Source organism: Chitinophaga sp. sic0106 (assembly GCF_019219075.1).
Classification (GTDB): domain Bacteria; phylum Bacteroidota; class Bacteroidia; order Chitinophagales; family Chitinophagaceae; genus Chitinophaga.
In genome coordinates this window covers 1-26,465 of sequence record NZ_JAHUWJ010000011.1, presented here as the reverse complement: position 1 = coordinate 26,465, position 26,465 = coordinate 1, and the positions used below count along the sequence as shown (strand labels likewise).

24 protein-coding genes and 6 tRNA genes are annotated in these 26,465 nt (G+C 45.7%); 5 read left to right on the top strand and 25 right to left on the bottom strand.

The window, feature by feature from the left end:
* Positions 1-19 precede the first annotated feature (19 nt).
* From rpoB to KW844_RS16875, 21 genes are all read right to left on the bottom strand, one after another.
* Positions 20-3,829: a DNA-directed RNA polymerase subunit beta gene (gene rpoB, locus KW844_RS16975; protein ID WP_218377970.1), complete on the bottom strand. Its 3,810-nt coding sequence runs from the start codon at positions 3,827-3,829 to the stop codon at positions 20-22.
* Positions 3,830-4,048: 219 nt separating this feature from the next.
* A complete protein-coding gene (rplL, locus tag KW844_RS16970; protein WP_218377969.1) occupies positions 4,049-4,417 on the bottom strand; it encodes a 50S ribosomal protein L7/L12 in 369 nt (122 codons plus the stop codon).
* A 93-nt stretch (positions 4,418-4,510) separates the two neighbouring features.
* The gene (gene rplJ, locus KW844_RS16965) at positions 4,511-5,047 is read right to left on the bottom strand and encodes a 50S ribosomal protein L10 (RefSeq protein ID WP_218377968.1); all 537 of its coding nucleotides are present in this window, start codon (positions 5,045-5,047) and stop codon (positions 4,511-4,513) included.
* 60 nt (positions 5,048-5,107) lie between these two features.
* A complete protein-coding gene (gene rplA, locus KW844_RS16960; RefSeq protein WP_218377967.1) occupies positions 5,108-5,797 on the bottom strand; it encodes a 50S ribosomal protein L1 in 690 nt (229 codons plus the stop codon).
* Between the two features lie 44 nt (positions 5,798-5,841).
* Complete coding sequence (gene rplK, locus KW844_RS16955; protein ID WP_218377966.1) at positions 5,842-6,285, bottom strand: 50S ribosomal protein L11; 444 nt, start codon at positions 6,283-6,285, stop codon at positions 5,842-5,844.
* Positions 6,286-6,504: 219 nt separating this feature from the next.
* On the bottom strand, positions 6,505-7,680 hold the full coding sequence (locus tag KW844_RS16950) for a transglutaminase domain-containing protein (RefSeq protein ID WP_218377965.1): 1,176 nt from the start codon (positions 7,678-7,680) through the stop codon (positions 6,505-6,507).
* A gap of 48 nt (positions 7,681-7,728) precedes the next feature.
* The gene (locus KW844_RS16945) at positions 7,729-8,943 is read right to left on the bottom strand and encodes a transglutaminase domain-containing protein (RefSeq protein ID WP_218377964.1); all 1,215 of its coding nucleotides are present in this window, start codon (positions 8,941-8,943) and stop codon (positions 7,729-7,731) included.
* Between the two features lie 422 nt (positions 8,944-9,365).
* Positions 9,366-9,935 (bottom strand): transcription termination/antitermination protein NusG, encoded by a 570-nt coding sequence (gene nusG, locus KW844_RS16940; RefSeq protein WP_218377963.1) that lies wholly within the window; start codon positions 9,933-9,935, stop codon positions 9,366-9,368.
* A gap of 2 nt (positions 9,936-9,937) precedes the next feature.
* The gene (gene secE / locus KW844_RS16935; RefSeq protein WP_073083431.1) at positions 9,938-10,135 is read right to left on the bottom strand and encodes a preprotein translocase subunit SecE; all 198 of its coding nucleotides are present in this window, start codon (positions 10,133-10,135) and stop codon (positions 9,938-9,940) included.
* A 105-nt stretch (positions 10,136-10,240) separates the two neighbouring features.
* A tRNA-Trp gene (locus KW844_RS16930) sits at positions 10,241-10,311 on the bottom strand.
* A gap of 114 nt (positions 10,312-10,425) precedes the next feature.
* The gene (gene tuf / locus KW844_RS16925; protein WP_218377962.1) at positions 10,426-11,613 is read right to left on the bottom strand and encodes an elongation factor Tu; all 1,188 of its coding nucleotides are present in this window, start codon (positions 11,611-11,613) and stop codon (positions 10,426-10,428) included.
* Positions 11,614-11,682: 69 nt separating this feature from the next.
* Positions 11,683-11,759, bottom strand: a tRNA-OTHER gene (locus tag KW844_RS16920).
* Between the two features lie 110 nt (positions 11,760-11,869).
* Positions 11,870-11,941: transfer RNA gene (locus tag KW844_RS16915), tRNA-Thr, on the bottom strand.
* Positions 11,942-11,964: 23 nt separating this feature from the next.
* Positions 11,965-12,037, bottom strand: a tRNA-Gly gene (locus tag KW844_RS16910).
* Between the two features lie 179 nt (positions 12,038-12,216).
* A tRNA-Tyr gene (locus KW844_RS16905) sits at positions 12,217-12,298 on the bottom strand.
* A 73-nt stretch (positions 12,299-12,371) separates the two neighbouring features.
* Positions 12,372-12,445, bottom strand: a tRNA-Thr gene (locus tag KW844_RS16900).
* Positions 12,446-12,701: 256 nt separating this feature from the next.
* On the bottom strand, positions 12,702-13,001 hold the full coding sequence (locus KW844_RS16895; protein WP_218377961.1) for an HPF/RaiA family ribosome-associated protein: 300 nt from the start codon (positions 12,999-13,001) through the stop codon (positions 12,702-12,704).
* Positions 13,002-13,439: 438 nt separating this feature from the next.
* A complete protein-coding gene (locus KW844_RS16890) occupies positions 13,440-14,381 on the bottom strand; it encodes a tyrosine-type recombinase/integrase (protein ID WP_370626494.1) in 942 nt (313 codons plus the stop codon).
* Between the two features lie 85 nt (positions 14,382-14,466).
* The gene (gene rpsU, locus KW844_RS16885) at positions 14,467-14,664 is read right to left on the bottom strand and encodes a 30S ribosomal protein S21 (RefSeq protein ID WP_073083426.1); all 198 of its coding nucleotides are present in this window, start codon (positions 14,662-14,664) and stop codon (positions 14,467-14,469) included.
* 78 nt (positions 14,665-14,742) lie between these two features.
* The gene (locus tag KW844_RS16880; protein ID WP_073083423.1) at positions 14,743-15,069 is read right to left on the bottom strand and encodes a cupin domain-containing protein; all 327 of its coding nucleotides are present in this window, start codon (positions 15,067-15,069) and stop codon (positions 14,743-14,745) included.
* A gap of 673 nt (positions 15,070-15,742) precedes the next feature.
* On the bottom strand, positions 15,743-16,504 hold the full coding sequence (locus KW844_RS16875) for a LexA family transcriptional regulator (RefSeq protein ID WP_218377959.1): 762 nt from the start codon (positions 16,502-16,504) through the stop codon (positions 15,743-15,745).
* Between the two features lie 113 nt (positions 16,505-16,617).
* On the opposite strand from KW844_RS16875, the gene KW844_RS16870 reads away from it, so the two are divergent.
* Entirely contained in the window at positions 16,618-17,058 is a 441-nt protein-coding gene (locus KW844_RS16870; RefSeq protein ID WP_073083419.1) for a hypothetical protein, read from the top strand.
* 105 nt (positions 17,059-17,163) lie between these two features.
* Here the strand turns inward: KW844_RS16870 and KW844_RS16865 are convergent, their stop codons facing one another.
* Positions 17,164-17,829: an SdpI family protein gene (locus KW844_RS16865; RefSeq protein ID WP_218377958.1), complete on the bottom strand. Its 666-nt coding sequence runs from the start codon at positions 17,827-17,829 to the stop codon at positions 17,164-17,166.
* A 309-nt stretch (positions 17,830-18,138) separates the two neighbouring features.
* On the opposite strand from KW844_RS16865, the gene dinB reads away from it, so the two are divergent.
* The 4 genes from dinB (at position 18,139) to KW844_RS16845 (ending at position 23,445) form a co-directional block, all read left to right on the top strand.
* Entirely contained in the window at positions 18,139-19,350 is a 1,212-nt protein-coding gene (gene dinB / locus KW844_RS16860; protein ID WP_218377957.1) for a DNA polymerase IV, read from the top strand.
* A 177-nt stretch (positions 19,351-19,527) separates the two neighbouring features.
* On the top strand, positions 19,528-22,488 hold the full coding sequence (locus tag KW844_RS16855) for a DNA polymerase III subunit alpha (protein WP_218377956.1): 2,961 nt from the start codon (positions 19,528-19,530) through the stop codon (positions 22,486-22,488).
* 40 nt (positions 22,489-22,528) lie between these two features.
* Complete coding sequence (locus KW844_RS16850; RefSeq protein ID WP_083550158.1) at positions 22,529-22,966, top strand: antitoxin Xre/MbcA/ParS toxin-binding domain-containing protein; 438 nt, start codon at positions 22,529-22,531, stop codon at positions 22,964-22,966.
* Between the two features lie 17 nt (positions 22,967-22,983).
* Positions 22,984-23,445 carry an RES family NAD+ phosphorylase gene (locus KW844_RS16845; protein WP_073083409.1) on the top strand — a complete coding sequence of 154 codons (462 nt, stop codon included), beginning with the start codon at positions 22,984-22,986 and terminating at the stop codon, positions 23,443-23,445.
* Positions 23,446-23,512: 67 nt separating this feature from the next.
* On the opposite strand, the gene KW844_RS16840 is transcribed toward KW844_RS16845, so the two are convergent.
* From KW844_RS16840 to KW844_RS16830, 3 genes are read right to left on the bottom strand one after another with little or no spacing between them, the layout of a single operon-like run.
* Positions 23,513-24,835 (bottom strand): aspartate kinase, encoded by a 1,323-nt coding sequence (locus KW844_RS16840; protein ID WP_218377955.1) that lies wholly within the window; start codon positions 24,833-24,835, stop codon positions 23,513-23,515.
* 35 nt (positions 24,836-24,870) lie between these two features.
* Positions 24,871-25,944 (bottom strand): Ldh family oxidoreductase, encoded by a 1,074-nt coding sequence (locus KW844_RS16835; RefSeq protein WP_218377954.1) that lies wholly within the window; start codon positions 25,942-25,944, stop codon positions 24,871-24,873.
* Positions 25,945-25,976: 32 nt separating this feature from the next.
* The gene (locus KW844_RS16830) at positions 25,977-26,291 is read right to left on the bottom strand and encodes a DUF3467 domain-containing protein (RefSeq protein WP_218377953.1); all 315 of its coding nucleotides are present in this window, start codon (positions 26,289-26,291) and stop codon (positions 25,977-25,979) included.
* Positions 26,292-26,465: the final 174 nt, after the last annotated feature.

Genomic DNA, 26,465 nt, shown 5'->3' with positions numbered 1-26,465 from the left:
GGCTGGTAGCTAAAAGCTCTTAGTCAAATTTCAGATCCAGACCCAGACCGCGTAACTCGTGGATCAATACGTTGAAGGACTCAGGCACACCAGCTTTAGGTATGTTGTCGCCTTTCACAATTGATTCATAAGCTTTCGCACGACCTACGATATCATCTGATTTAATGGTAAGCAGTTCCTGCAGGATATTGGCAGCACCATATGCTTCCAGTGCCCATACCTCCATCTCACCAAAACGCTGACCACCAAACTGTGCCTTACCACCCAGCGGCTGCTGAGTAATGAGGGAGTATGGTCCGATAGAACGGGCGTGCATTTTGTCATCCACCATGTGGCTCAGTTTGAGCATGTAGATAACACCCACGGTCGCTTTCTGGTGGAAACGATCTCCGGTTTCACCATCAAACAGATAGGTGTGACCGAAGCTAGGTAAACCAGCCTCATCGATATAACCAGCAATTTCTTCAGTAGTAGCACCATCGAAGATTGGAGTAGCAAAGCGTACACCCAGTTTCAGACCTGCCCAACCTAATACGGTTTCATAGATCTGTCCAAGGTTCATACGGGAAGGTACCCCGAGTGGGTTCAGTACGATATCCAGTGGTGTACCATCGTGCAGGAACGGCATGTCTTCATCACGCACGATCTTAGCAACGATACCCTTGTTACCGTGACGTCCCGCCATCTTATCACCCACTTTCAGCTTACGTTTGCTGGCCAGGTAAACCTTCGCCAGTTTCAGTACACCAGCAGGGAGCTCATCACCGATTGAAATGTTGAATTTCTCACGTTTGTAGCGGCCCAGCTCTTCGTTGTACTTGATGTTGTAGTTGTGCAGCAGGGTATTGATCTGGTCGTTGGTCACCTCGTCGGTAGTCCAGCCCAGTGGATTCACATTCTGGAAATCGATGTTTACCAGGTTCTTAGGAGAGAATTTAGATCCTTTGGAGATCAAAACTTCACCGTAAGTATTGGTAATGCCCTGAGAGGTTTTGTCTTTCAACAGCACCTGCAGTTTGCTCATCAGTACTTCCAGCAGATCTTCTTCGTTCTTCTGGTGTACTTTTTCCAGTTTCTCTAATGCCGCTTTTTCACGGGTTTTAGAGTTTTTATCTTTCTTGGCGCGGCTGAACAGTTTCTTGTCGATTACCACACCCTCAGTGGATGGAGGTGCTTTCAGGGAAGCATCTTTCGCATCAGAAGCCTTATCACCGAAGATCGCACGGAGCAGTTTTTCTTCAGGAGAAGGATCAGATTCACCACGAGGAGTGATTTTACCGATCAGGATATCACCTTCTTTAATGTGAGCACCAACACGGATGATACCGTTCTGGTCGAGGTCTTTGGTAGCCTCTTCACTTACGTTAGGAATATCCGGAGTCAGTTCTTCCTCACCCAGTTTAGTATCACGAACTTCGAGTTCATATTCATCGATGTGGATGGAGGTAAAGAGGTCCTCACGTGCAACACGCTCAGAGATTACGATCGCATCCTCAAAGTTGTAACCTTTCCAAGGCATGAACGCCACTTTCATGTTGCGTCCCAGTGCCAGCTCACCACCGCGGGTTGCGTAACCTTCAGTTAAGAAGTCACCCAGTTCCACGCGCTGTCCTTTTTTCACACAAGGTTTCAGGTTGATACAGGTTGACTGGTTGGTTTTAACGAATTTGGTCAGGTTATAAACTACCAGATCATCTTCGAAGCTCACCAGTTTCTGCATTTCATCACGCTCGTAACGAACATGAATTTCTTTAGCATCCACGAACTCGATCACACCCTTACCTTCTGAAGTAACCTGCAGGCGGGAATCGCGTGCAGCTTTAGCTTCCAGACCAGTACCTACGATAGGCACTTCAGGATTGATCAGCGGAACGGCCTGGCGTTGCATGTTTGATCCCATCAGCGCACGGTTGGCATCATCATGCTCCAGGAACGGAATCAGTGATGCAGACAAACCTACGATCTGGTTAGGTGCAACGTCCATGAATTCCACTTCATCCTTTTCCAGGATAGGGAAGTCACCGGTTTCGCGGGATTTTACTTTATCATTAATGAAGTTTCCTTTTTCGTCGAGCGGGGCGTTAGCCTGCGCGATTTTCACAGAATCTTCTTCTTCAGCACTGAGGAATTCCACTTTCACCATGTCCACTTTACCGTTGTTTACTTTACGGTAAGGAGTTTCGATGAAGCCCATTTCATTCACTTTCGCGTGAACGCAGAGGGTGGAGATCAGACCGATGTTTGGACCTTCCGGTGTTTCGATCGTACACAGACGGCCGTAGTGGCTATAGTGTACGTCACGCACCTCGAAGCCTGCTCTTTCACGACTCAAACCACCTGGTCCGAGCGCGGAGATACGACGTTTGTGCGTGATCTCAGAAAGCGGGTTCGTTTGATCCAGGAACTGTGACAGCTGAGAGGTACCGAAGAAGGAGTTGATTACGGAAGACAGCGTCCTCGCGTTGATCAGATCCACCGGCGTGAACACCTCGTTGTCACGTACGTTCATTCTTTCACGGATGGTACGGGCCATACGTGCCAGACCAACACCAAACTGAGCATATAACTGCTCACCTACGGTACGTACACGACGGTTAGACAGGTGATCGATATCGTCGATCTCTGCTTTACTGTTGGTGAGTTGTACCAGGTATTTGATGATGGCGATGATGTCTTCTTTCGTCAGGACTTTCATGTCCAGTGGCGTAGGAAGACCCAGTTTTCTGTTGATTTTGTAACGACCAACATCTCCGAGATCATAACGTTTATCGGAGAAGAATAATTTATCGATGATACCCCTTGCAGTTTCATCATCCGGCGCATCGGCACCGCGCAGCTGGCGGTAGATGTGCTGAACGGCTTCCAGCTCGGAGTTAGATGTATCCTTATTTAATGTATTGTAGATGATGGAGAAGTCGCCACTTACCTCTTCTTTCTGCACGAATACAGATTTCAGGCCCATGTCCACGATAGTTTCGATGTTTTCTTCATCGAGGATGCTATCGCGTTCCAGCATGATTTCATTACGTTCGATGCTCACTACTTCACCGGTATCTTCATCCACAAAGTCTTCCACCCAGCTTCTCAGGACGCGTGCAGCCAGTTTCTTCCCTGCGTATTTCTCGAGGGATTTCTTGTCTGCCTTCACTTCATCCGCCATGCCAAACAGCTGGAGGATGTCCTTATCTGTTTCATAGCCAATAGCACGTAACAGGGTGGTAACCGGGAATTTCTTCTTACGGTCAATGTAAGCGTACATCACATTGTTGATGTCCGTTGCAAACTCCATCCACGCGCCCTTAAACGGAATTACCCTTGCAGAGTAAATCTTGGTTCCGTTCGGATGTATGGATTGACCAAAGAAAACACCTGGAGAGCGGTGCAGTTGGGATACAACTACGCGCTCAGCACCATTGATAACGAAAGTACCTCTCGGGGTCATGTAAGGAATGTTTCCTAAGAACACATCCTGCACGATTGTCTGGAAATCCACATGCTCCTCATCGTTACAGCTCAGGCGAAGTTTCGCTTTCAGTGGAACGGAATAAGTAAGCCCTCGCTCGATACATTCCTCGATAGTATAACGCGGAGGATCAACGAAGTAGTCCAGGAACTCCAGATTGAAGATATTACGCGTATCCGTAATCGGGAAATTCTCCTTGAATACCTTAAAAAGACCTTCGTTATTTCGCTTGTCTGGTGTGGTTTCTAATTGGAAGAAATCCTTGAAAGATTGGATTTGGATAGCCAACAGATCCGGTGTCTCAGTAACTTGTTTGATCTTTCCAAAATTTACTCTTTCGTTTGTTTGGGCTTTTTTTAGAGACATATTCGAAGTTAGCAGTTATATGACTTGTAAGAATTAGGGAAATTAAGGTTTCTTTGCCAATATCCCATCATGTTAAGTATTGCCTCTTGCACATTGTCAAATTCACTCATGTGATTCCCTATTTTGACTCTCTGAAAAAGACACTTTCCCAAAGGGAATAAGGCCAAAAGTGCTGTGCGCACTTTTGACCTTTAAAAGATGTATATCTTAAGCAAAGAATTACTGAATTTCAACTTCAGCACCAGCTTCAGTCAGCTTAGCTTTCAGATCTTCTGCTTCAGCTTTGCTAACGCCTTCTTTTACTGATTTAGGAGCGCCGTCAACCAGTTCTTTTGCTTCTTTCAAACCGAGGCCAGTCAGGTCTTTAACAACCTTAACTACGTTCAGTTTGCTAGCACCTGCAGCTTTCAGGATAACGTTGAAAGCAGTTTTCTCTTCAACCGCAGCAGCACCATCGTTAGATGCTACAACAACTGCAGCAGCAGCTGGTTCGATACCATACTCGCTTTTCAGTACATCTGCGAGTTCCTGAACTTCCTTAACAGTTAAACCAACTAATTGTTCGGCTAATGCTTTTACGTCTGCCATTTTATAAAAATTTAGATATTTTTTGTAATTGTTGTTAATTATATATTATGACTTGGAAGCCAATGTTTTGTGGGGAGAATGTTCTCCCAAAAATTACTCTGCTGCTGGAGCTTCTGCTGCAACAACTTCGCCACCTTCGTTTTTGCCTTTCTCCAGGAGAGCAGCAATAACGCGTTTTGCAGGAGACTGGAGGAGACCGATAACTTCGCCGATGAGCTCGTTTTTGGTTTTGATCTCAGTCAGTGCTTTCAGTTGGTTATCGCCCAGGTAAACCTCGTCAGCAACAAAAGCTGCTTTCAGAACAGGTTTTTCCAGTTTAGCATTCGCCTTACGGAAAGAAGAGATGATCAACGCCGGTTCTTTTGGAGAATCAGAGAACATCAGTGCAGTTACGCCATTCAGCGCTTCGTAAACACCTGCATATTTTTCAGCATCCAGAGATTCCAGTGCTTTCTTAATCAGGGTGTTTTTTGCAACTTTCATTTCTACATTCTTGTCGAAACATGCTTTCCTCAGGTTATTAACCTGCGCAACTGACAGTGATTCGGTGTTAGTGATGTAGAAGTTGTTGTATTGAGAGAACTTGCCTTTCAGCAGTTCGATCACTTCATTTTTTTGATCTTTATTCATATTATTACGTTTGCAGCTAGCCCATACCCTCTCGAACACAGGCTACACACTCGTGATCAATTAGTTTTGAACAGATTTAGTGTCGATAGCGATGCCTGGGCTCATAGTAGCAGCCATAGACAAACCTTTCAGGTAAGTACCTTTTGCAGTAGCTGGTTTCAGCTTGATGATAGCGTTGATCAGCTCCATAGAGTTCTGCTCAATTTTCTCAACACCGAAAGATACACGACCGATAGAAGCGTGGATGATACCAGCTTTATCAACCTTGAAAGTGATTTTACCGCCTTTAACATCGTTTACAGCTGCTGCCACGTCGTTAGTAACAGTACCGGTTTTAGGGTTAGGCATCAGGTTACGAGGACCTAAGATTTTACCCAGTTTACCGATTTTAGGCATTACAGCAGGTGTAGCTACGATCACATCAACATCAGTCCAACCGCCTTCAATCTTAGTGATGAATTCGTCCAGACCTACGAAATCTGCGCCAGCTTCTTTAGCAGCCGCTTCTTTATCAGGGGTGCAAAGTACTAACACTTTCTTTGTTTTACCAGTACCGTGTGGAAGCGTTACGGAACCACGGATAGCCTGGTCAGCTTTCTTAGGATCAACGCCTAAGCGGATATGGATATCGACAGAAGAGTCGAATTTAGTGCAATTGATTTCTTTTACTAAGCTGGAAGCTTCTTTCAGGGTGTACACTTTGTTTTTGTCCACCTTTGCTTCAGCTACTTTTCTCTTTTTAGTTGCCATTTGTCAAAATGATTTTTAAGTCCTGCCTTAACAGGGTGAAACAATTAGTTTTCCCAAGGAGCTTTACCTTCTACAGTAATACCCATGCTACGCGCAGTACCTGCAACCATGCTCATCGCACTGTTCAGAGTGAAGCAGTTCAGATCAGGCATCTTATCCTGAGCAATCGCTTCAACCTGAGCCCAGGTTACTTTGCCCACCTTGTTACGGTTTGGTTCTTTAGAACCACTTTGAATTTTAGCAGCTTCCTTCAGCTGAACTGGAGCCGGAGGCGTCTTAATTACGAAGTCAAATGATTTGTCTGTGTAAACAGTCAGCAACACAGGCAATACTTTCCCAATTTTATCCTGGGTACGAGCATTGAACTGCTTGCAAAACTCCATGATGTTCACACCTTTAGAACCCAGAGCAGGTCCGATTGGAGGTGCAGGATTGGCTTGGCCGCCTTTAACCTGCAATTTCACGTACGTTGCGATCTCTTTTGCCATACTTTATTATTTAATTTGGTTAAGCGTCCTCTGCAAAACAGAGAACTCCCAAAACTAAAAGGAACGAAAATAACCTTTTAAACGGGATGCAAAGGTATATAATAATATCAACTTGCCAAAAAGTATTTGAATTTGGGCATCCTTTTTGCTAACGGATGGGATTATTTTACAAATCTATTGCATTCCCAAATTTTTTCCTTATATACGAAGCGTGCAAAGTTACGACTTCTCCACCACTTCTACATAAAATAATGACCGGCGTTTCGACTTCTCCGTCTTTAAATACCGGTTAACGAACTCATCCTCCGCCATTATCTTACCACGCATCTCCTGCACAGCTGCACCCAGCTCCCGTAAATGATCAGTCATGCCGGCATCTGCCCCGTGCATAGCCCCCACACGTTTACTCAGGTCCTCTGCCCTGCTCACCATCGCAGCTATCATCTTCCTGACAGCCAAATCCGGTTTCTCCGGCAAAAACTGACTATTTTTGAAAGAAACGTACTCATTGTACCACTTCACCATCTCTGTATAATCCTCATTAGCCACATTAAACTGATCCACCAGCTTATTCCGCTCTTCTATCTCCCTGTTACCGGCCAGCACCTTCACTGTTTGGCGTAACCAGTCCAGCTCCGCCATCACAAAAGGATTGGCCGCACCACCATAACGCTCCATTCTTGCAAGCGCCCCTGACAAGCGCTCAAACCGCGGCTGACGCAAATATTTACTAATGGTATCATTATAATTAAATACCGGCCCGCTCTGCCTGGAAACACCCACCGCATCATGCCGCACCGGATTTGTCAGCAACTGCCACATCGGATCAAACGGAATGTGACGCTTTACCGCCACCTGCGGCGCTACCTGGAACCATTCCCAGTTTAACCTGGGCGTAAACCGCGCCCCATCCACCGTACCGGCTCCCCAGGTAGGATCTGTGACCGTCCACTGCGCCCCGTTCTTCACCACCACCCAGTCATGCGCACCGGTAGGCGCCAATGTTCCGTTTTCCAGGCAATAGCCGTTTACCGTAAAAGCCGCAATGCCTGCCTCCTGGCATACGCGGGCATATAAACTGGCGTAATCGGCACATATGCCAACCCTGGATCTTAGCACCTGCTGCAATACAGCCGCAGTATCCTTATAATTCTTTTGCTGATACATGCCCGGAATATCGTAGGCAATGTGGGTGGCAATCCATTGAAACAGCGCCTGCTGAAAGGCCTGATTGCTGTTGGTATGGGCCTTCAGCCACTTAGCCATATCGGCCGGGCTGCTGGTAGCTGCATCCGGAATAGCCACAACGGCCGGAGCAGGTTTTGCTGGCTTAGGTGCCTGCGCGCTTGCCACCGATACGGTTAGCATACACGCAAATGCGATTACTATTCTCATGGTAGGGATAAAACTTTAACTCTCTCCTAAATTTAAAAAAATAATACCTTAATTCACAGGTATCCCCATCCAGGTCATCTTGTAAAAAAGTGATTTCCTGAATAGCTTGCCGGTTTTGAGGTATTTGGTCACAAATGCCTGTTCCTCAGCAATTCTGTCTTTCATGTCCTTCGCAGAGCGCCTGGCTTCAGTGACTGATCTGGCATTACTGCTACCTCCCTCAAAAACAATTTCATTTAGTGCAGTACTGATGTTATCCACATCCGCAGCCATCTTATCTATCCACTCCCTGATTTCCTTATCGGTTTTTACAGGTGTAAACTGTTTATTCTTGAAAACCACATAGGCATTGAAGTCATTGACCAGCTCATTATACCTGCCGGTGGTAGCGTTGAATTTATCTGCCATGGCGTTTTGCGCCGCAACCTTGGCATTTTGTCGCCCTACATCCAGCACCTGCAGCATATAACTCAACTCAGTAGATACGTACATATTGCTCACGCCGAATCTCCGGATTCGGTCTACTGTATTTTCCAGCCTGGCGGTACTGTCCAGTTTATTCCAGGTGGCAATAGTGTCTGCAAAAGCAAAAGCCGGGCTACCAGCCGCAGCTGACCAGTTATTTTCCTTAATTGCTGTATGGGTATGCGGTTGTTCCAGGAACTGGTACATCGGATCAAATGGTACATGTGTTTTTATGTAGACATCAGGGGCCACCATGAAATATTTCCAGGTAAAGGAAGGATAAAACTTATTTCCACTCACTCCGCCAGCAGCCCACGTGGGATCAATGAGCGTCCATTTATCCGCTACCTGCACGGCTACCCAGGCATGACTACCATCAGCGCTCAACTGCGAGCCACTAACCGTATAACCGGACACCAAAATGGCAGAAATACCGGATTTTCTTGCAATTTCCACAAAAAGTGAGGAATATCCATAGCAGATTGCCAGCCTTGTCCTCAGTGTTTTGGCAGCGGCATCAGTAGTATCCTTATAGTATTGCGGATCGTAGGTATTGCGGGTATCGTAGGCCACATTCTTGCCGATCCACGCATAAATAGCTTTCAGTGCCTCCGTTTGATTGCTGGTATTATTACGTACCCAGTCAGCCATCATAGTGGAAGTCATCACTTCCGTATCCGGGATCTTAGCATAGGTGATTGTCGGGCTGGCAACGGGCTTTGGCTTTGTCGTCTGTGCATTGCCGGTGAATGCTGTGCCCAGCATCACTGCAATTCCCATAGCGGCAATTAGTCTCATCAGTTGGGTGATAGTTAGGTTACTGTCTTTCGTTTGTATTAATCGCTGCAAATATATTGACTTACGGGGCAGATTTGCTAATTAATGCGTTGATTTTCCGTTGTATATATCATTGCTGAGCGGCTACTTGCCGTTGTGGCAATTGTACCATCCGGATATTACCGGCTAATGCATAATACCAGGAGCAATAACCATTTCATAGTCAGAGGGATATTGGACAGCATAAAGATATGCCAGCAACCGGCTGGCCGGGCTGACTTTTATCAGTTAAGCGGGTTATTTTTTTACTAGGTAAGTTTTTGTGGGGGATTACCTAAGGATCGATGTAGCAAGAGAATCAGCAGTAATGGCAGGGGATAAAACGACAACGTTCCGGTGAGATACCGGAACGTTGTGTAATATGATAATGCGGGAGAAGTTGCTTAGGAAAGTTTTTCTACCTGCATGAAATTGAGTTCTACCGGAGTAGCGCGACCAAAGATTTTCACGGTCACTTTGAGTTTCTTTTTGTCTTCGATTACTTCTTCGATGACGCCGTTGAAGTCGTTGAAAGGTCCATCGATAATTTTGATGGTTTCGCCGACGATGAAAGGTTCGCTCATGGTGAGTCCCTGATCGGAGAGTTCATCCACTTTACCTAACATTTTGTTTACTTCTGCTTTACGGAGTGCGATAGGTTTTTCTTTACCGAGGAAGTGGATTACACCAGATACATTGCGTATGGATTGGATTACTTCATCGGTCATTTTACCGTCGATGGCTTCTATCATCACGTAACCAGGGTAGAAGTTTTTTTCGCGCATAACTTTTTTACCGGCTTGCACTTTATATACTTTTTCCACTGGCAGGAAGACCTGAGTGATAACGTTACCCCAATCGGAGCGGCGCACTTCAATATCCAGGTATTCCTTCACTTTTTTTTCCTTGCCACTAACAACGCGGAGCACGTACCACTTTGTTTCCTGCGCAGGAGTATTGGTTGCGTCCATCATGCTTAGTGTTTGAATAATTGATAATAGTGAGTTAACACGAAGTTAGAGGCTGCATCCATGCCCCATACCAGAGCTGTAACAAAGAGGGTTGCAATCAGTACTACCATGGTAGAGGACTGCAGTTCCTGCCAGGTAGGCCAGGATACTTTGTAAACCAGTTCATGATAAGACTCGCGGAAATAGTTTCTGATCTTATTCATTTAAAATACATTTTTGGTCAAATTGGATAAAGCCTAAAAAGGTTGAATTGCTTTATTTTTTTAAAATAACAACAATTCAACCAGTTTATAATATTTATAACCTTGCACGGGCACTAGGATTCGAACCCAGATCAAAGGTTTTGGAGACCCGTATGCTACCGTTGCACCATGCCCGTGTATGAACTGTTAGCTTTGATTTTTCAGAGCTTAAGACTAAGATAGTCAAAGCTAACAGTTTTATTGAGATATTATGAATTTCTTCACAATATAGATACCTTAATATAGATACCTTATTTCAGGATTTCAGTTACCTGACCAGCACCTACTGTACGTCCACCTTCGCGGATAGCGAATTTCAGACCTTTATCCATTGCAATTGGTTGGATCAGTTTAACGGTCAGAGACACGTTATCACCAGGCATAACCATTTCAACGCCAGCTGGCAGTTCAACTTCACCAGTCACGTCAGTAGTACGGAAGTAGAACTGAGGACGGTATTTGTTGAAGAATGGAGTGTGACGACCACCTTCTTCTTTGCTCAGTACGTATACTTCGCATTTGAATTCGGAGTGAGGTTTGATAGAACCTGGAGCCACGATAACCATACCACGACGGATCTGAGTTTTCTCAATACCGCGGAGGAGCAGACCAGCGTTGTCACCAGCTTCACCTTCGTCCAGTAATTTTTTGAACATCTCAACACCAGTACAAGTAGATTTCAGAGACTCTTCCTGCAGACCTACGATCTCAACGTTCTCACCAACTTTGATGCGACCGCGTTCGATACGACCAGTTGCTACAGTACCACGACCTGTGATAGAGAATACGTCCTCTACAGACATCAGGAATGGTTGATCAACTGGACGTGGAGGCAGAGGAATGTAAGAGTCAACAGCTTCCATCAGTTCGTCGATAGCAGCAACCCATTTTTCTTCGCCAGCCAGAGCGCCGGTTGCAGAACCTTTGATTACTGGAGCGTTATCACCGTCGAAACCGTTAGAAGACAGCAGATCGCGTACTTCGATTTCAACCAGTTCAAGCAGTTCAGCATCGTCAACCAGGTCAACTTTGTTCATGAAAACAACTACCTGAGGAACACCTACCTGACGAGCCAGGAGGATGTGCTCACGAGTTTGTGGCATAGGACCGTCAGTAGCGGCTACCACGAGGATAGCACCGTCCATCTGAGCAGCACCAGTGATCATATTTTTCACATAGTCAGCGTGACCAGGGCAGTCAACGTGAGCATAGTGACGGTTTGCAGTCTGATACTCTACGTGAGCTGTATTGATAGTGATACCTCTTTCTTTTTCTTCAGGAGCAGCATCGATCTCATCATAACCTCTCTTCTCTGCCAGACCCTTGTTTGCCAAAATTGTGGTAATGGCAGCAGTCAAGGTAGTTTTACCGTGGTCCACGTGGCCGATGGTACCAATGTTTACGTGGGGTTTATCCCGCTTAAAGGTTTCTTTTGCCATTGTATTTTCTTTTTAGATGGTTTGTAAAGATTGTATTGATAGTTGTTTAAAACACGATTTACAAACTTGTACCGCTGATGAGAATTGAACTCATGTCCTTCCGCAGAAATGTTTCAGTGGACGCTCTTCCATTGAGCTACAACGCTAAGTTTAATTTCGGAGAGGGAATTGGAAATTCGAATCCCGAAATTCGAATTTTATGGAGTTGTTGATGCGACTTAACTACTCACTACAACTATTCTTCAAAAAAATTCTGAGCTGTTGAAGAGAATTGAACTCTCGACCTCTTCCTTACCAAGGAAGTGCTCTACCCCTGAGCTACAACAGCTTGAAAAATTGCAAATTAATGCGAGCGGGAGACGAGGTTCGAACCCGCGACCTACAGCTTGGAAGGCTGTCGCTCTACCAACTGAGCTACTCCCGCATTAATAACTCATTTCACCGAAATAACAGTTACATTATTCCTGTTAATGAATCATAAAGTAAATTAAAGAACATAAAGGCTGTTGTCTCACAGGCGTTGTACTTCTTCTGAATTACTCACCTTCCATTTCACAACTATGTTCCGCCTCTGCAAAGGCAAAGGCGGAACACGCCGATCTGTGGGCAGGATAGGATTCGAACCTATGAAGTCGTAGACAGCGGATTTACAGTCCGCCCCATTTGGCCGCTCTGGAACCTGCCCTAACTTAATTTTTGTTCGTGATTTTCGTTATCCGGTTACCGTTAGTAAACCGGATAACTTAATCAAAACGATGAGCCAGCAGAGGGATTCGAACCCCCGACCCACTGATTACAAATCAGTAGCTCTGGCCAACTGAGCTATGCTGGCATCTTTCAAAAAACATTCTTTCAATTTGGTAACCCGTTCTTCTGAGTAAGTAACTCGTTGAAAGAGAGCGCAAAATTAAGTGAATTTTTCATTTCTCCAAATCTTTTTTTTAGTTTCTTACAAATAATGAAAAATTTATTTGTTTCCGCTAAAACGCCCTACTATAAAGAACTTTGCTACCTTTTACCGACCCCTTTTCGAATCGGGATGGCAAAGGTAGCAAAGGAATTGATATTTCCAAAATTATTCGAAAAAATTATTGAATTTTTTTCTCCTTCTTACGTTTTACCTGCTCAATCAGGCTATCGAAGGCCATGTCAAATGAGAGTTCAAAGGATTTAGATTCGTGCTTTACAAATAAGTCCTGTCGCGGTATTCGTACCCTAATCTCCGCTATCTTGTCCTTAATCTGATGCGCTAAATTGTCCAATTTAAGAAAAACATCCACGCTTACTATCCGATCATGAAACGTATTCAATTTCTGAATTTTTCTGGTCACATGATCAATCAGTTTTGAATCAGCATCGAAATGCACTGTTTGAATTTGAACGTTCATAGCACTAATTTTTTAAATATTTAACAATCTATATACTAAGGGGTAATGCTTGGCCATAGGCATTCTCTTTCAGTATGAAGTTCTACTTACTCTAATATACTTACTTTATCTATTCACTGCGTATGTACCGCGTAATATTTTGTTAAAATGAAATTTATAGTGATGCGCGCTGCATAAAGCAACTTCCTATGCCGGTTTGTTTGCAGTTTGTGTAATGAGTTTTCCTGATTTTCATTGCCGGCTTCGCCAGCAATGAAAATCAGGATGAAGGCAAGTCAACACCCTGCTCCCTGTTCGGATAGTATATACCATAGTGTGTATTGGATGATGTTTTGGGATAAAGCCTGCCCCATTCGGATTATATCCACCATGATGCATGGTGGAGGTTTTGCTCCTTACAGGAGGCAGCACCTGTTCATTTGGGTCAGAGAGGTGCCTTTACGCTTTGGGATGCGCCTGCTGGTACACCTTTTTCAGCTTCTCAATGGTATTATGGGTATACACCTGTGTAGCGGCAAGCGAGGCATGGCCTAAGAGCTCTTTCACTGCATTCAGATCTGCACCGTTATTGGTAAGATGCGTGGCGAACGTATGGCGGAGTATATGCGGACTTTTCTTCTTGAGTGTGGTGATCTGGTGTTCGGTGAGGTATTTACGCACCATCAGGTAAACGTATTTGGGATACAGCTTCCGGCCGGTGTGAGGATGTACGAATAAAACTCTCTCCTCGAATCCTTCCAGATGGGCACGCTTTTCAGCCTGATACTGCTGAATCTGCGCAGCCAGCGAAGCGGAGATAGGTATGATTCTCTCCTTTCCCCCTTTTCCCATTACTTTAATTGTCAGGTTTCCTTTATCTATTTTAAATTCTTCCAGAGATATTAGTTCAGAGAGACGTAGCCCGGCCTGGTAAAACACCTCAAATATCAACCGGTGCGTTTGCCCTTCGAAGTCGGCGGAAAAGATTTGTACGGCGGTGGTGGACACCGGGCTTACATTTTCTTCCAGGGCGCGCATACCTTTTTCATCAATAAAGCCTGGCAGGCGTTTCTTGATTTTAGGGGCTATTACCTTCACCATAGGCGATTGGGTAAGCAATGCCTGTTGCAGACAATATTTAAAAAAAGATTTGAGTGTGGATATTTTCCTATTGACGCTTTTGGCTGTCATGGCATTCTCCATCAGGGATGCCAGCCAGTCACGTATCATGACATGAGAGATGTCGCCAAGCAGGGTGCGGCCGTAACTGGTAGTAATATGGTCCAGGAACTGGGTCAGGTCATTACGATAGGCAGTGCTGGTATGACCTGAGTATCGTTTTTCGAGCTCCAGATAGGAGATAAAACGCTCGGATAATGAGTATAGCTCTTGATTCAACACAAAAAGATTGATGATTGTAAAGTTATCAAATAACCTTACAATCATCAAATATTTTGAGTTGCTATAAGCTAATTAGCAAAGGATATTATCCTTCGATTTTACCAGAAGCCAACTGTTGTTTGTAAACGGCTTTCAGTACTTCAGTACGACGTTTAACAGAAGGTTTGGTAAAAGACTGGCGTGATCTGAGTTGCAGCAGGATGCGGGCTTTCTCAAATTTCTTCTTATACTTTTTCAGCGCCTTGTCTATGTTTTCGCAATCTTTAGAATCAATTATCAACATAATTTTGCCTCTTATTTTTAGGAACGCAAAGATAAAATAAAATTCAGAAAAAACAAAAAGGATAGTTTTTTTTCTCCTTTAGTCTTCCTCCCCCCCTTCTTCACCGTAGAAAATGACCCAGAGGAGCAAATCGGGCGTAAAGTTAGTGAATTTATGCTCAGCACCGGCGGGCACGAAGAGGAAATCGCCCGGCCCTGCCTTTATTGTTTTTTCTTCGAGGGTAAAATCGCTGCTGCCTTTCAGGACTATATATATTTCATCCTGGGTATGGGGTTCCTGGTCATCGAGGTCTTCCGGTCTGAAAATAATCCCTCTCATGCTGCCGTGTTCGAATAGAACGGCGAAGTCGTCTTCACTTTTCTGCAGTTGTTGCAATGCTTCGGCCAGCGATACATGGAACCTCATGGGCAGACAATTTGGGTGATCAGTTCGAAAATTGTCTTTCAAATTAAGGTTTTTCATGCGAATGACCAAAGAATGGGGTGAAAGAACCGCGGTACACAAAAGCTCAGGGCTGCGTTGCATGGCCATGTGCCTTTGTGTATCACCAGGCAGGTGCACACCGCGGGAATCTTTACTGTTTTTGTTGAGCGGGTGGCTTACGTATTAATGTTGCTACCCATGGGGTAGTAACGTAGGCCTGCCGGCACAGACTTTTCAGGACTAATATTATTGGATCAGTATGATGGGGATGGTGGTGTTCCTTCTTTGAGGCCTGTTTCATGGTGTAAAACCGTAAATACGATACAGTAATTTGGCCTGTTTATCCCCTTCAGCTGCGGTTACCGCATGGTCACGGTACTAACTGCTAACTACCCTGATCATCTGGCAACCGGCATACTGTGGGGTGTTGTTCTCGGAAACGTAGGAAAAATCCGGAAACAAGGAAGCGGGAATGAGCTGGCAATAGGGGAACCAGACCATTCCTGCAGATAAAGACTGCGGGGATAGTTCCCGCAGTACTATTGTAAGAATGCGATTGTTCTGTTGGGTGAATGGTGGAAACGAGCCGCCTTAGCAGCGATTGATCACCGTGCTCTCCCTTCAGCAACAGCACAGCCTTTTGGGGCTGCCGCTACTAGTCTTTAATTTTCTTTTTGAGCAGGCTTACCTGATCCTGGAGGCTTTGCAGCTGTGTGGCTACATCGGCCAGGTGGTTAACGCTCAACCGGCTTTGCTGGCTGGATTTACTGATAACGGCATCTGACTGCCAGAGTTCCAGTACATCTTCCATTTCAACGGCATACGGTTCGAACTGCAGATTGTCGGACACCAGGGTAATCTTCGATTTTGCGCGGTTGCTTTTTTGAATTCTTTTGAACACAATACCACCGCGGGTAGTGACTACCACATAGGTTTCGTTGTTTTTGATATCCTCCCAGCCGTCGATCTTGTGACAAACGATCACAGAACCGGATGATACTGGCAGCATGGAATCCCCGGCGATTTCGAATGCGCGGTAATCTCCTGCACCCAGCATAGGCAGGGTAAAGGTGTTCAGTTCTTCGATAAATTCCTCATCGTTGTATCCTGCCAGATAACCTGCGGCTGCTTTTACAGGCACAAAAGTGATAGACTGCCTGCTACTGCCGAGTTTTTGTTGCCGGCGTTTTTCCAGGTAGCTGTCTTTTTGTGAGCTGAGATCTCTTCGCAGCAGATCATCAATGGATACCCTGAACATATCACTTACCTGTTCCAGCACTTCAGTCCTTGGTTCCGCACGCTCTTCTTCATATGCGCCGAGCAGGGAACGCTTGATACCGAGCTTGTCGGCAAATTCTTGCTGCGTCCAGCCTTTTTGCTTACGCAGATATTTCAAATTCTGGCATACTACGGACATAACCTAAATAATTTAGTACCTTGCTAACAAAATTAGCAAATATTTTTATCATTTACCAAATATATCTGGCGGGCAAGACTTATTTTTGCCCGGATTAATCAATTTAACTAATTATGTTACTTGTACATTCCATTTTGAGATGGGCGGTACTGCTCACCGGTATTTGGGCCGTAATCCGTGCTTACAAAGGTGTTTCGGGCAAAACTCCGTTCACCGCTGCAGATAATAAGGCAGGTCTTTTCTTTATGATTGCCTGTGATATTCAATTGCTGGTAGGTATCATTCTTTTCTTTACCAGTCCGCTGGTAGGTGCAGCCCGTGCAGATATGGGAGCAGCTATGAAGGATTCGGTACTGCGTTTATTCACTGTGGAACATGAGTCGCTGGCCATCGCAGCCATTGCACTGGTTCACATTGGTAAATCCAAGGTAAAGAAAGCTACCGATGCCGTTAAAAAGCATAAGCTGGCGCTGAATTTCTACAGCATTGCTATGATCCTCATCATTATTATGGTGGCGATGATTATGACAAAAGGCCAGCGTGGCTGGATCTAATTGTTGAAGATTTACTCCAAAATAATAATGGCGGCCTTGTCAAGAAGCCGCCATTTCTTTTTTATGTATTGACCACTTTGTAATCAGTGTTGTGTGCAATGACCGTTAGCCCTGATCCTGGTTATACTGCCTGAAAGAGTAGATATATGGCAGTACCGGTAGTATCATTGATGCAGCAAATATAACGAATATCCCCGTAATGAGTGACATGAAGAAAGCGCCAGCAATAAACACGATACCGGCAGCGGTCCATAATATACTGGCAAACCGGTGCGTTTCCTTCCATATTTCCGCACTACGCAGCGTCCATGGGGTACGAATACCCACATAATTATTGGGTTGCAAATTCCGCAGATACAGGCCTATACCGGTAATTACCAACCCTATTCCGATAAATGCCCAGCGCTCCATGGCATAATAATGCCCCGTTTGGACCATCAGAATAATCAGGCAACTCATGGCAGTGAGTGCCAGCTGCATCACAAACCTCACCCGGTAATACTCCTGGTGCATAACTCCCGGATCGCTCACCTGATCCCCGTCTGTACGTGGCAGGTAGCGAAACAATGCATACAACAAACCATTGGTGAGAAATACAAATATCATCAGCAGCAGGAAATCACTTTTTGTCTGAATCTGTTGCTGTACCGTATCGTTTAGTGCTGCAGGAAAAACATCCGGTAGTGACTGCCAGATAAGGCCCAGATAAACGAGCGGGGCCACGAGGAGGGCCAGGAGAAGGAGCTCTTTGCGATAATCCGTTTTTGTCATTGGAACTTGCTTTAAAGGATGAATATTCACAATTTCCTTTTATCTCATTCTCATATACCTGACATATGACAGATTGTATATAACGGCTGGGATAGCAATGCTTTCCGTAAACTGTATATGCCTGACATATTACAGATTGTATACCCGATATGTTGCAAAATTACGAAATCTATTTAGCCTCTGATTATTTTACTAATTATTTTAGTAAAACTAAAAATATTAGTACCTTTGAATTCCGCATCTATAGCGGGCGTTAACCACTACCTTCTGCTTGCAAAAACGAAAACTATCAATTCAAAACTTTGAGTTATGCTATCGTTGCAACAACGCGCTATTGCGCATCTCGACCTTGACTGCTTCTTTGTTTCAGTAGAATGTCAGCAAGACAGCAGCCTGCTCGGAAAGCCACTACTGGTAGGCGGCAGCAGCGACCGTGCTGTGGTGTCCGCCTGCAGCTACGAAGCCAGACGCTATGGCATCCACTCCGCCATGCCCATGAAAACAGCCCTGCGCCTATGTCCGCACGCCATCGTACGCAGCGGGGATATGGAAGCATACAGCAATAAATCCCGGGAAGTCACTGAAATTATTGCCGATAAAGCCCCGCTCTATGAAAAGTCATCCATTGATGAATTTTATATAGATATCAGTGGAATGGATAAATTTTTTGGTTCCCTGAAATGGACAAGTGAACTGAGAAAGACAATTATGAAAGAATCGGGGCTCCCCATCTCCTTTGGACTGGCCTCCAATAAACTGGTTTCCAAAGTAGCCACCGATGAGGCTAAACCTAATGGGCAACTGGAGATTCTGTTCGGAGAGGAAAAATCATTTCTGGCTCCGCTAAAGATTGAAAAAATTCCCATGGTAGGAAAAGAAACCGCGGCACAACTGCGCCGGCGCGGAGTAGAAACAGTGAAAACGCTCAGTGAAGTACCGGTATCTCTGCTGGAAGCGTGGATGGGAAAGCATGGCATCTCCCTATGGAAAAAAGCCAATGGAATAGATGAAACGCCCGTGATTCCCTACTATGAACAAAAATCTATTTCAACGGAAAATACTTTTCCCGCAGATACCATCGATATGGAATTCATGCATGCTGAACTGGTACGCATGACAGAAAAAATTGCCTTTGAACTGCGGCAGCAAAATAAACTGACCGGCTGTATCACGGTAAAAATCAGGTACTCGGACTTCGAAACTGTTACCAAACAAATGAGTATCCCCTACTGCTGCAGCGATCATGTACTGCTGGAAAAAGTAAAAGAGCTTTTTAAAAAACTCTACGATCGCCGGCTGCTGGTACGCCTCATCGGCGTAAGGTTCAGCCACCTGGTACAGGGAAATTATCAGATCAGCCTGTTCGACGACAGTCAGGAAATGATTGCGCTCTACCAGGCAATAGATCAAATTAAAAACAGGTTCGGATGGGAATTCCTGATGAAAGGAACCAATGTAGTACCTCCAGAGAAAAAACATTTGCGCAGTAAGAAAGAAATCACGCCGTATTTCAAAGTGTAGCACGGCTTTTCATCCATTGCTCAGGCGACTAAGAAAATAGAAAGGCGCCTCGGGGGCTGGTATTTTTTATACAAAGAATCCGGACCCCAGAATTTTAAGGGCCAGGGTGGAGGTGCGGGTGGAGAGCCGTGCATTGTGCGCTGAAGACGGAGGACGGAGCACCACAAAAAGTCAAACATGTACCTGAACTGTAAAACATTTTTTAGCTTACGATACGGCACCATGCACGTGGAAACATTGGTGGAGCAGGCAAAACAGCTGGGCATCACCACACTGGCGCTTACTAATATCAACATCACTTCCGATGCGTGGACCTTCGTAACCGAATGCCAGAAACATGATATCAAACCAGTATTGGGAATAGAATGCAGAAACGATCATACCCGCTGCTACCTGCTGCTGGCAAAGAATCAGCAGGGATGGTACCATATCAATAAATTTCTTTCACATAAACTACATACCGATGAACCCTTTCCGAAAAGAGCACCGCAACTGCCGGATACCTATGTGATCTACCCCTGGGGAACACAGGACCCGCTTGCATTACAGGAAAATGAACTACTCGGTGTAAGTGTGCGCGATATCAATAAATTGTTCAGAACAGACACCTTCGCCATCCGGAAAAAACTGGTAATCATGCAGCCCGTGACCTATCAGGATGAACTGCATTATGAACTGCACCAGGTGCTCCGGGCAATTGACCAGAACATCCTCATATCGCAACTATCATCCGATACTATTGCCGGACCGGATGAAATGTTCATTCACCCGGCCGATCTTGTGTCGTACTTTGAACAGTACCCGCATATTGTGGAGAACACCCTTGCCCTGCTCGATGCCTGCGAAGTGGAGATGAAAATGAACATCCCCCGAAATAAAAAAATATTTACCGGCAGCATGGAAGAAGATCGGCAACTATTGCGGGAGCTGGCCTTCAAAGGAATGGCACATCGTTATAGTGCAGCGGAAGAGATGGAGCAGGCTCGTGAAAGAATTGAGAAAGAACTGGATATTATTGCCAAGCTGAATTTTGAATCCTACTTCCTGATTACCTGGGACATCATACGCTTTGCACAGGAAAGAGGATTTTTTTATGTAGGAAGAGGTAGTGGCGCCAACTCTATAGTCGCGTACTGCCTGCGCATTACAGACGTTGATCCTATAGAGCTGGATCTCTATTTTGAACGGTTCCTGAACCTGTACCGCAGCTCCCCTCCTGACTTTGACATCGACTTCTCCTGGAAAGACAGAGATACGATCACCGATTATATTTTTAAAAAATACGGGACGGAACATACTGCATTACTCGGTACCGTAACCACGTTTCAGACACATGCGATTGTACGTGAACTGGGCAAAGCATACGGGCTGCCTAAAAAAGAGATAGACCGGATTCTCACCGGGGGCCTGAGTATACAACTGAATGAAGACAGCATACAGCGGAAAATCCTGCACTTTTGCCAGCTGATGGACAACCAGGAAAAATCCTTTCCCAACCACCTCAGCATTCATGCCGGTGGCATACTGATCAGCGATGCGCCCATACACCACTACTGTACCACCTATTTTCCGCCGAAAGGCTTCAGCACGGCGCAAATGGATATGTTCCAGGCCGAAGCCATAGGACTGTATAAGTTCGATATTCTTAGTCAGCGTGGGCTGGGACATATCCGCGACGCCATAGATCTGATAAAACAAAACCACGGTATTGACATAGACATCCACCAGGTACAGGCTTTCATGAAAGATGAACAGGTGAAACACAACCTGCGGAATGTGAATACTATTGGCTGCTTTTATATAGAATCGCCCGCCATGCGGCAACTGCTCACCAAACTGCGCTGTGATAATTACCTGTCGCTGGTAGCGGCCAGCTCTATCATACGACCCGGGGTGGCGCAATCCGGCATGATGAAGCAATATATTGAACGGTACAATAACCCCGGGAGCGTACAATACCTCCATCCAATAATTGAAGAATTGCTGAAAGAAACTTTCGGCATCATGGTATACCAGGAAGATGTAATTAAGGTAGCCCATAAGTTTGCAGATATGGAACTGGCAGATGCAGACCGGTTGCGCAGAGCTATGGCAGGGAAATACAGAGGATTGAAAGACCTGGAACAGATACAGCTGCGGTTTTTCCGTAACTGTGATGCCAAAGGGCATCCCCGCCACGTAAGCGAGGAAGTATGGCGGCAGATTGCCAGCTTTGCCAACTTCTCCTTTTCAAAAGCCCACTCCGCCAGCTTTGCCGTGGAAAGTTATCAGAGCCTGTATCTGAAAACGTACTATCCGGCAGAATTCATGGTGGCTGTGATCAATAACTTCGGCGGCTTTTACAGCAGGGAACTGTATTTCAACCAGCTGAAGCAAACGGGCGTGCAACTACACGCTCCCTGTGTAAATCATAGTGATTATGTGACTAATATCAAAGGCAGGGAGGTATATGTTGGCTTTATTCACATCGAGGGACTGGAACAGGCGCTGGCAACGCGCATCTTCACAGAAAGGGAGCAGTACGGCCCCTACCTTCACCTGGAAGATTTTGTGCAACGGATCGCGCCGGGGCCGGAACAACTGGAGATCCTGATCCGAATTGGCTGTTTTAACTTCACCGGCTATACGAAAAAAGAACTGCTGTGGAAAGGCAGCTTACTGGTACGCGGGCGCGAAGTGAAACAGATCCACCATCTCCCGTTATTTAAACCTGCACCGGTAGACTGTACCTTACCGCAACTCAGTTACCATTCCCATGAGGATGCCTTCGATGAGATAGACCTGCTGGGGTTTCCGCTGCAATCGCCCTTCAGTATTCTGCAACATAATCAGTCCGCCTACATACTTTCCCGCGATTTCCGGCAATATATCGGGAAAGAAATTATAGCACTGGGTTATTATGTGACTATGAAGATGCTAAGGACGTCTAAGGGTGAGCCCATGTGTTTCGGTACTTTTCTGGATGCAGAAGATCAGTTTTTGGATACCGTCCATTTTCCGGACAGCTTGCGCCAATATCCGTTTCAAAAAGGTGGATTTTACCAACTGCAGGGTCGCGTGATTTCAGAATATGGCGTTATTACATTGGAAATCAGCCAGATGCGGAAAATCGGCTATTTTGAGGATAAAACTCAATGATTACGACAAAAATCCCTATTTTTGTGACAAATGTCGGAATATGCAAAATTTTAAAGGCTACCAGGCACAGGAAAATGCGCTGTTGATTCAGGCGGAGCATGTGGGAACCGGATATTTTGATTTCATCGCGTTGTCCAGAAGTGGCATTATTAAAAGGGCACTGCTTAACTTAAGCAGGCAGATATCTTTTTCATTAACGGAACTTGCGCAGGTGGTACATATATCAGAACGCACGTTGCAGCGCTATGCGGACGACGCCAAACTATCGCTGGACACAAGCGAGCGGGCGATTATGCTCTCTGCGCTTTACCAGAGAGGGGCCGAAGTATTCGGCGACCTCGAAAACTTCAAGGAATGGATGCGCACGCCGCTGCCATCCTTCAACTATCAACTCCCTATTTCGCTATTAGACACCACTTTCGGATTTCAGCTCATACAGGATGAACTGGGCCGTATTGAACATGGCTTGTTTGCATAGCTTTTAACTTTTCTCTCATGGACGTTTACAGGATCAGTAAGTGTGCTTACATCAATGACCTGAGCGGAACCGGTGCGCGCCTGTATGGCGGCCGCTGGAACAGCAAAGGCCATTCCATCGTGTATACGGCAGGCTCCCGGGCACTGGCTGCCCTGGAGGTATTGGTACACATACCACTGAAAAATATTATACAGGACTTTTGCATTGCCGCTATCCACATCCCGGATAACATCGGCATCAAAGTACTTACTCCGGAAGACTTACCGGCCAACTGGCAGTCGCTGGCACCATTGCCAGAGCTGCAATGTATCGGAGATGAATGGATAGAAACAGCAAAATATCCGGTGCTGAAAATTCCTTCCGTTATTATTGCTGACGAATATAATTACCTGATCAACCCGGAACACCCGGAAGCCGCGGAAATCCTCGTCAGAAAAACACAACCCTTTCAATTTGACCAACGCCTGGGCAGGTCCTAAAATAAATCAGCCGACACCAATGGTGTCGGCTGAAAAAGATTCGCGCCTTGCGCGATATTATCTTTGGCTATTCCAGTCCGAATAATCCTTTATTCAGCAGCTGCAGCGTCTTTTCTTTCAGCTGTGCATTTACCAGAATTGAAATATTATGACGGCTACCACCGTAGGAAATCATGCGCAGCGGCACTTCTTCCAGGGAAGCAAACAGCTTGGTAATGATAGAAGGCGTAGCCGCTACTTCGTTACCTACGATGGAAACGATGGCCTGCTGATAGTCCAGTTCTACAGAACCAAACGGCTGCAGTTCTTTCAGGATCAGATCCAGGTGTTGCGGATTATCGATAGTGAGTGACACCGCAACTTCGGAAGTAGTGATCATATCGATTGGTGTGCGGTATTTTTCGAATACTTCGAAGATTTTACGCAGGAAACCATAAGCCAGCAGCATACGGCTGGATTTGATTTTAATCGCGATGATGCCATCTTTTGCAGCGATAGCTTTTACGCCATTGCCATTAGGCAGCTCGGTGATGATAGTGCCTCTTGCATCAGGCTGCATGGTATTGAGCAATTTCACCGGAATGTTGAAATGCTGTGCAGGCCAGATAGATGCCGGGTGCAGGATCTTAGCGCCGAAGTAAGCCAGCTCGGCAGCCTCATCAAAGGAGAGCTGTTCGATCGGGAAAGTTTTCTTCACAACACGGGGATCATTGTTATGCATACCGTCGATATCTGTCCAGATCTGCACTTCCTGCGCCTGGATAGCAGCACCAATCAGGGATGCAGAGTAGTCGGAACCACCGCGTTTCAGGTTATCCACTTCACCTTTGGCGTTGCGGCAGATATAACCCTGGGTGATAAAGAGCTCCACATTTTTATGCTGATCGATCAGGGTAGTGAGCTTGGTTTTGATTTTAGGAATTTCGGGCTCTTCGAACTCGTCGATGCTCATGAAATCCAGTGCTGGCAACAGTGCTGCGGAAATACCTGCTTCTGCAAGGTAAGCGTAGAACAGTTTAGTGGAGAGTAATTCTCCTTGTGCCAGGATATCTTTGTTCAATGCTTCATTGAAAGATATCTTAAGGATGATATTCAGAAATTCGAAGTGTTCATCCACGATAGCCTTTGCGGCAGCACGGCCGTCGTCGGTCTTGACCAGCTCATCACAGAAAGAGCGGTAGTGTGCTTCCAGCTTATCGATGAGCTGTTTAGCCTGTTCCTTCTTTCCTTCTGACAGTGACTGACCAATTTCCACGAGGGCGTTAGTTGTACCTGACAGTGCAGACAGCACCACAATTTTCTGGCCGCCTTCGGCGGTTACCAGTTGGGCTATCGAATGCATGCGCTCTGGTTTTCCCACGGAGGTTCCACCAAATTTTAACACTTTCATCTGAATAATAATTGTATATGATTGATGAGATTATTTTAAAAATTCAAATTAAACTTTGCAGCCACTTCTCTTAAATCCTTTACAACAGGCGCCAGCACGGGAATTCCGTTATGGAGGCGGTGTTCCTGCATTTCCCTTTCAGGATCGCCGGGGATCAGGACTTCTTTACCTTCCACAGGAGTGGCGGAGCGGAATCTGCCAATCCATGTGTCCATATGGGCTTTGAACTCATCAGCCGGGCGGAAGGCGTCTACACGCATTGCGCCGAAGAAATGACCGAGTCCCTCCCCTACCGGATCTGGCGCCAGCGGCAGGAAGCTCACGAAAGGTGGTGCCCAGGGACCATAATTGGCGCCTGAAAGCACGGCCGAAAATATGTCAACAATTGCTCCCAAACAATACCCTTTATGACTTCCGTGATCACGGTCGCCACCAAGCGGCAGCAGCGCACCACCACTTTTAAGTTCGTGCGGGTTCGTGCTTGGGTGCCCATCTTTATCCTGAATCCAGCCGTATGGCGCGTCTTCATTCTTCCTTTGAAGAATTTCGAGCTTACCGTTGGCGGCAGTGGTAGTGGCAAAATCGGCTACAAAAGGAGGTTGTTCTTTTGCGGGAATGGCTACTGCAATCGGATTGGTACCCAACATACGCTCTTTTGAAAACGTAGGTGCTACCAGGGGACTGGCATTGGTCATAGCCATACCAATCATATCGCGGTCCAGTGCTTTCATAGCGTGGTAACCTGCGATACCGAAGTGATTGGAATTTTTAACACTTACCCATCCGGTGCCTGCAACTGCGGCTTTTTCGATGGCCACCTGCATGGCAAAAGGTGCTACTACGAGGCCCAGACCAGCATCACCGTCTACCACAGCGGTACTGGGAGTTTCGTGAACGATGCGGACATTAGGCTTAGCATTGATGCGACCTGCTTCCCAAAGGCGAACATAGCCGGATAACCGGGCTACACCGTGTGAATCTATCCCTCTGAGATCAGCCGATACCAGCACTTCGCTGGCCAGCGCTGCATGTTCAACGGAGCATCCCATGTGGATAAACACTTCATGGGTGAATTCCCGCAGGTGATGGTATGAAAAAACTTCTTCCATGAGAAAAATCTGAAATACTACTAAAAAACGAATTAAGCCTGTGCAGTTGGGCCGCCAAAATTCATGGGGAGGGAAACGGGTTCCTGATCCTGAATGGTACCGTGAACAGATTCGTATTTCTTGATATTATCCACCATCGCCTTCATGAAACGCTTGGCATGCTGGGGAGTCAGTATAATGCGGGATTTTACTTTTGCTTTTGGCAGTCCTGGCATCACATTAACAAAATCTACCACGAATTCGGCGTTGGAATGCGTAATGATAGCGAGATTAGCGTATTGACCTTCAGCCATTTCTTCAGTCAGTTCTATGTTGAGCTGCTGTTGTTCATCCTCCTGATGTTCCATGTATTTTCTATTTAGCGGTACAAAAATAAAAAAAGAGGGCTCAAATGTAGTCATGGTCGGAAGAAATTTCTTCCGACCATTTTCTTTTATATATTTTCTTTTGATTTTTTAACAAGATACTGACAACCATTTATTTATGATTACATATCACTATTTTAGTGATTGATGTATCAT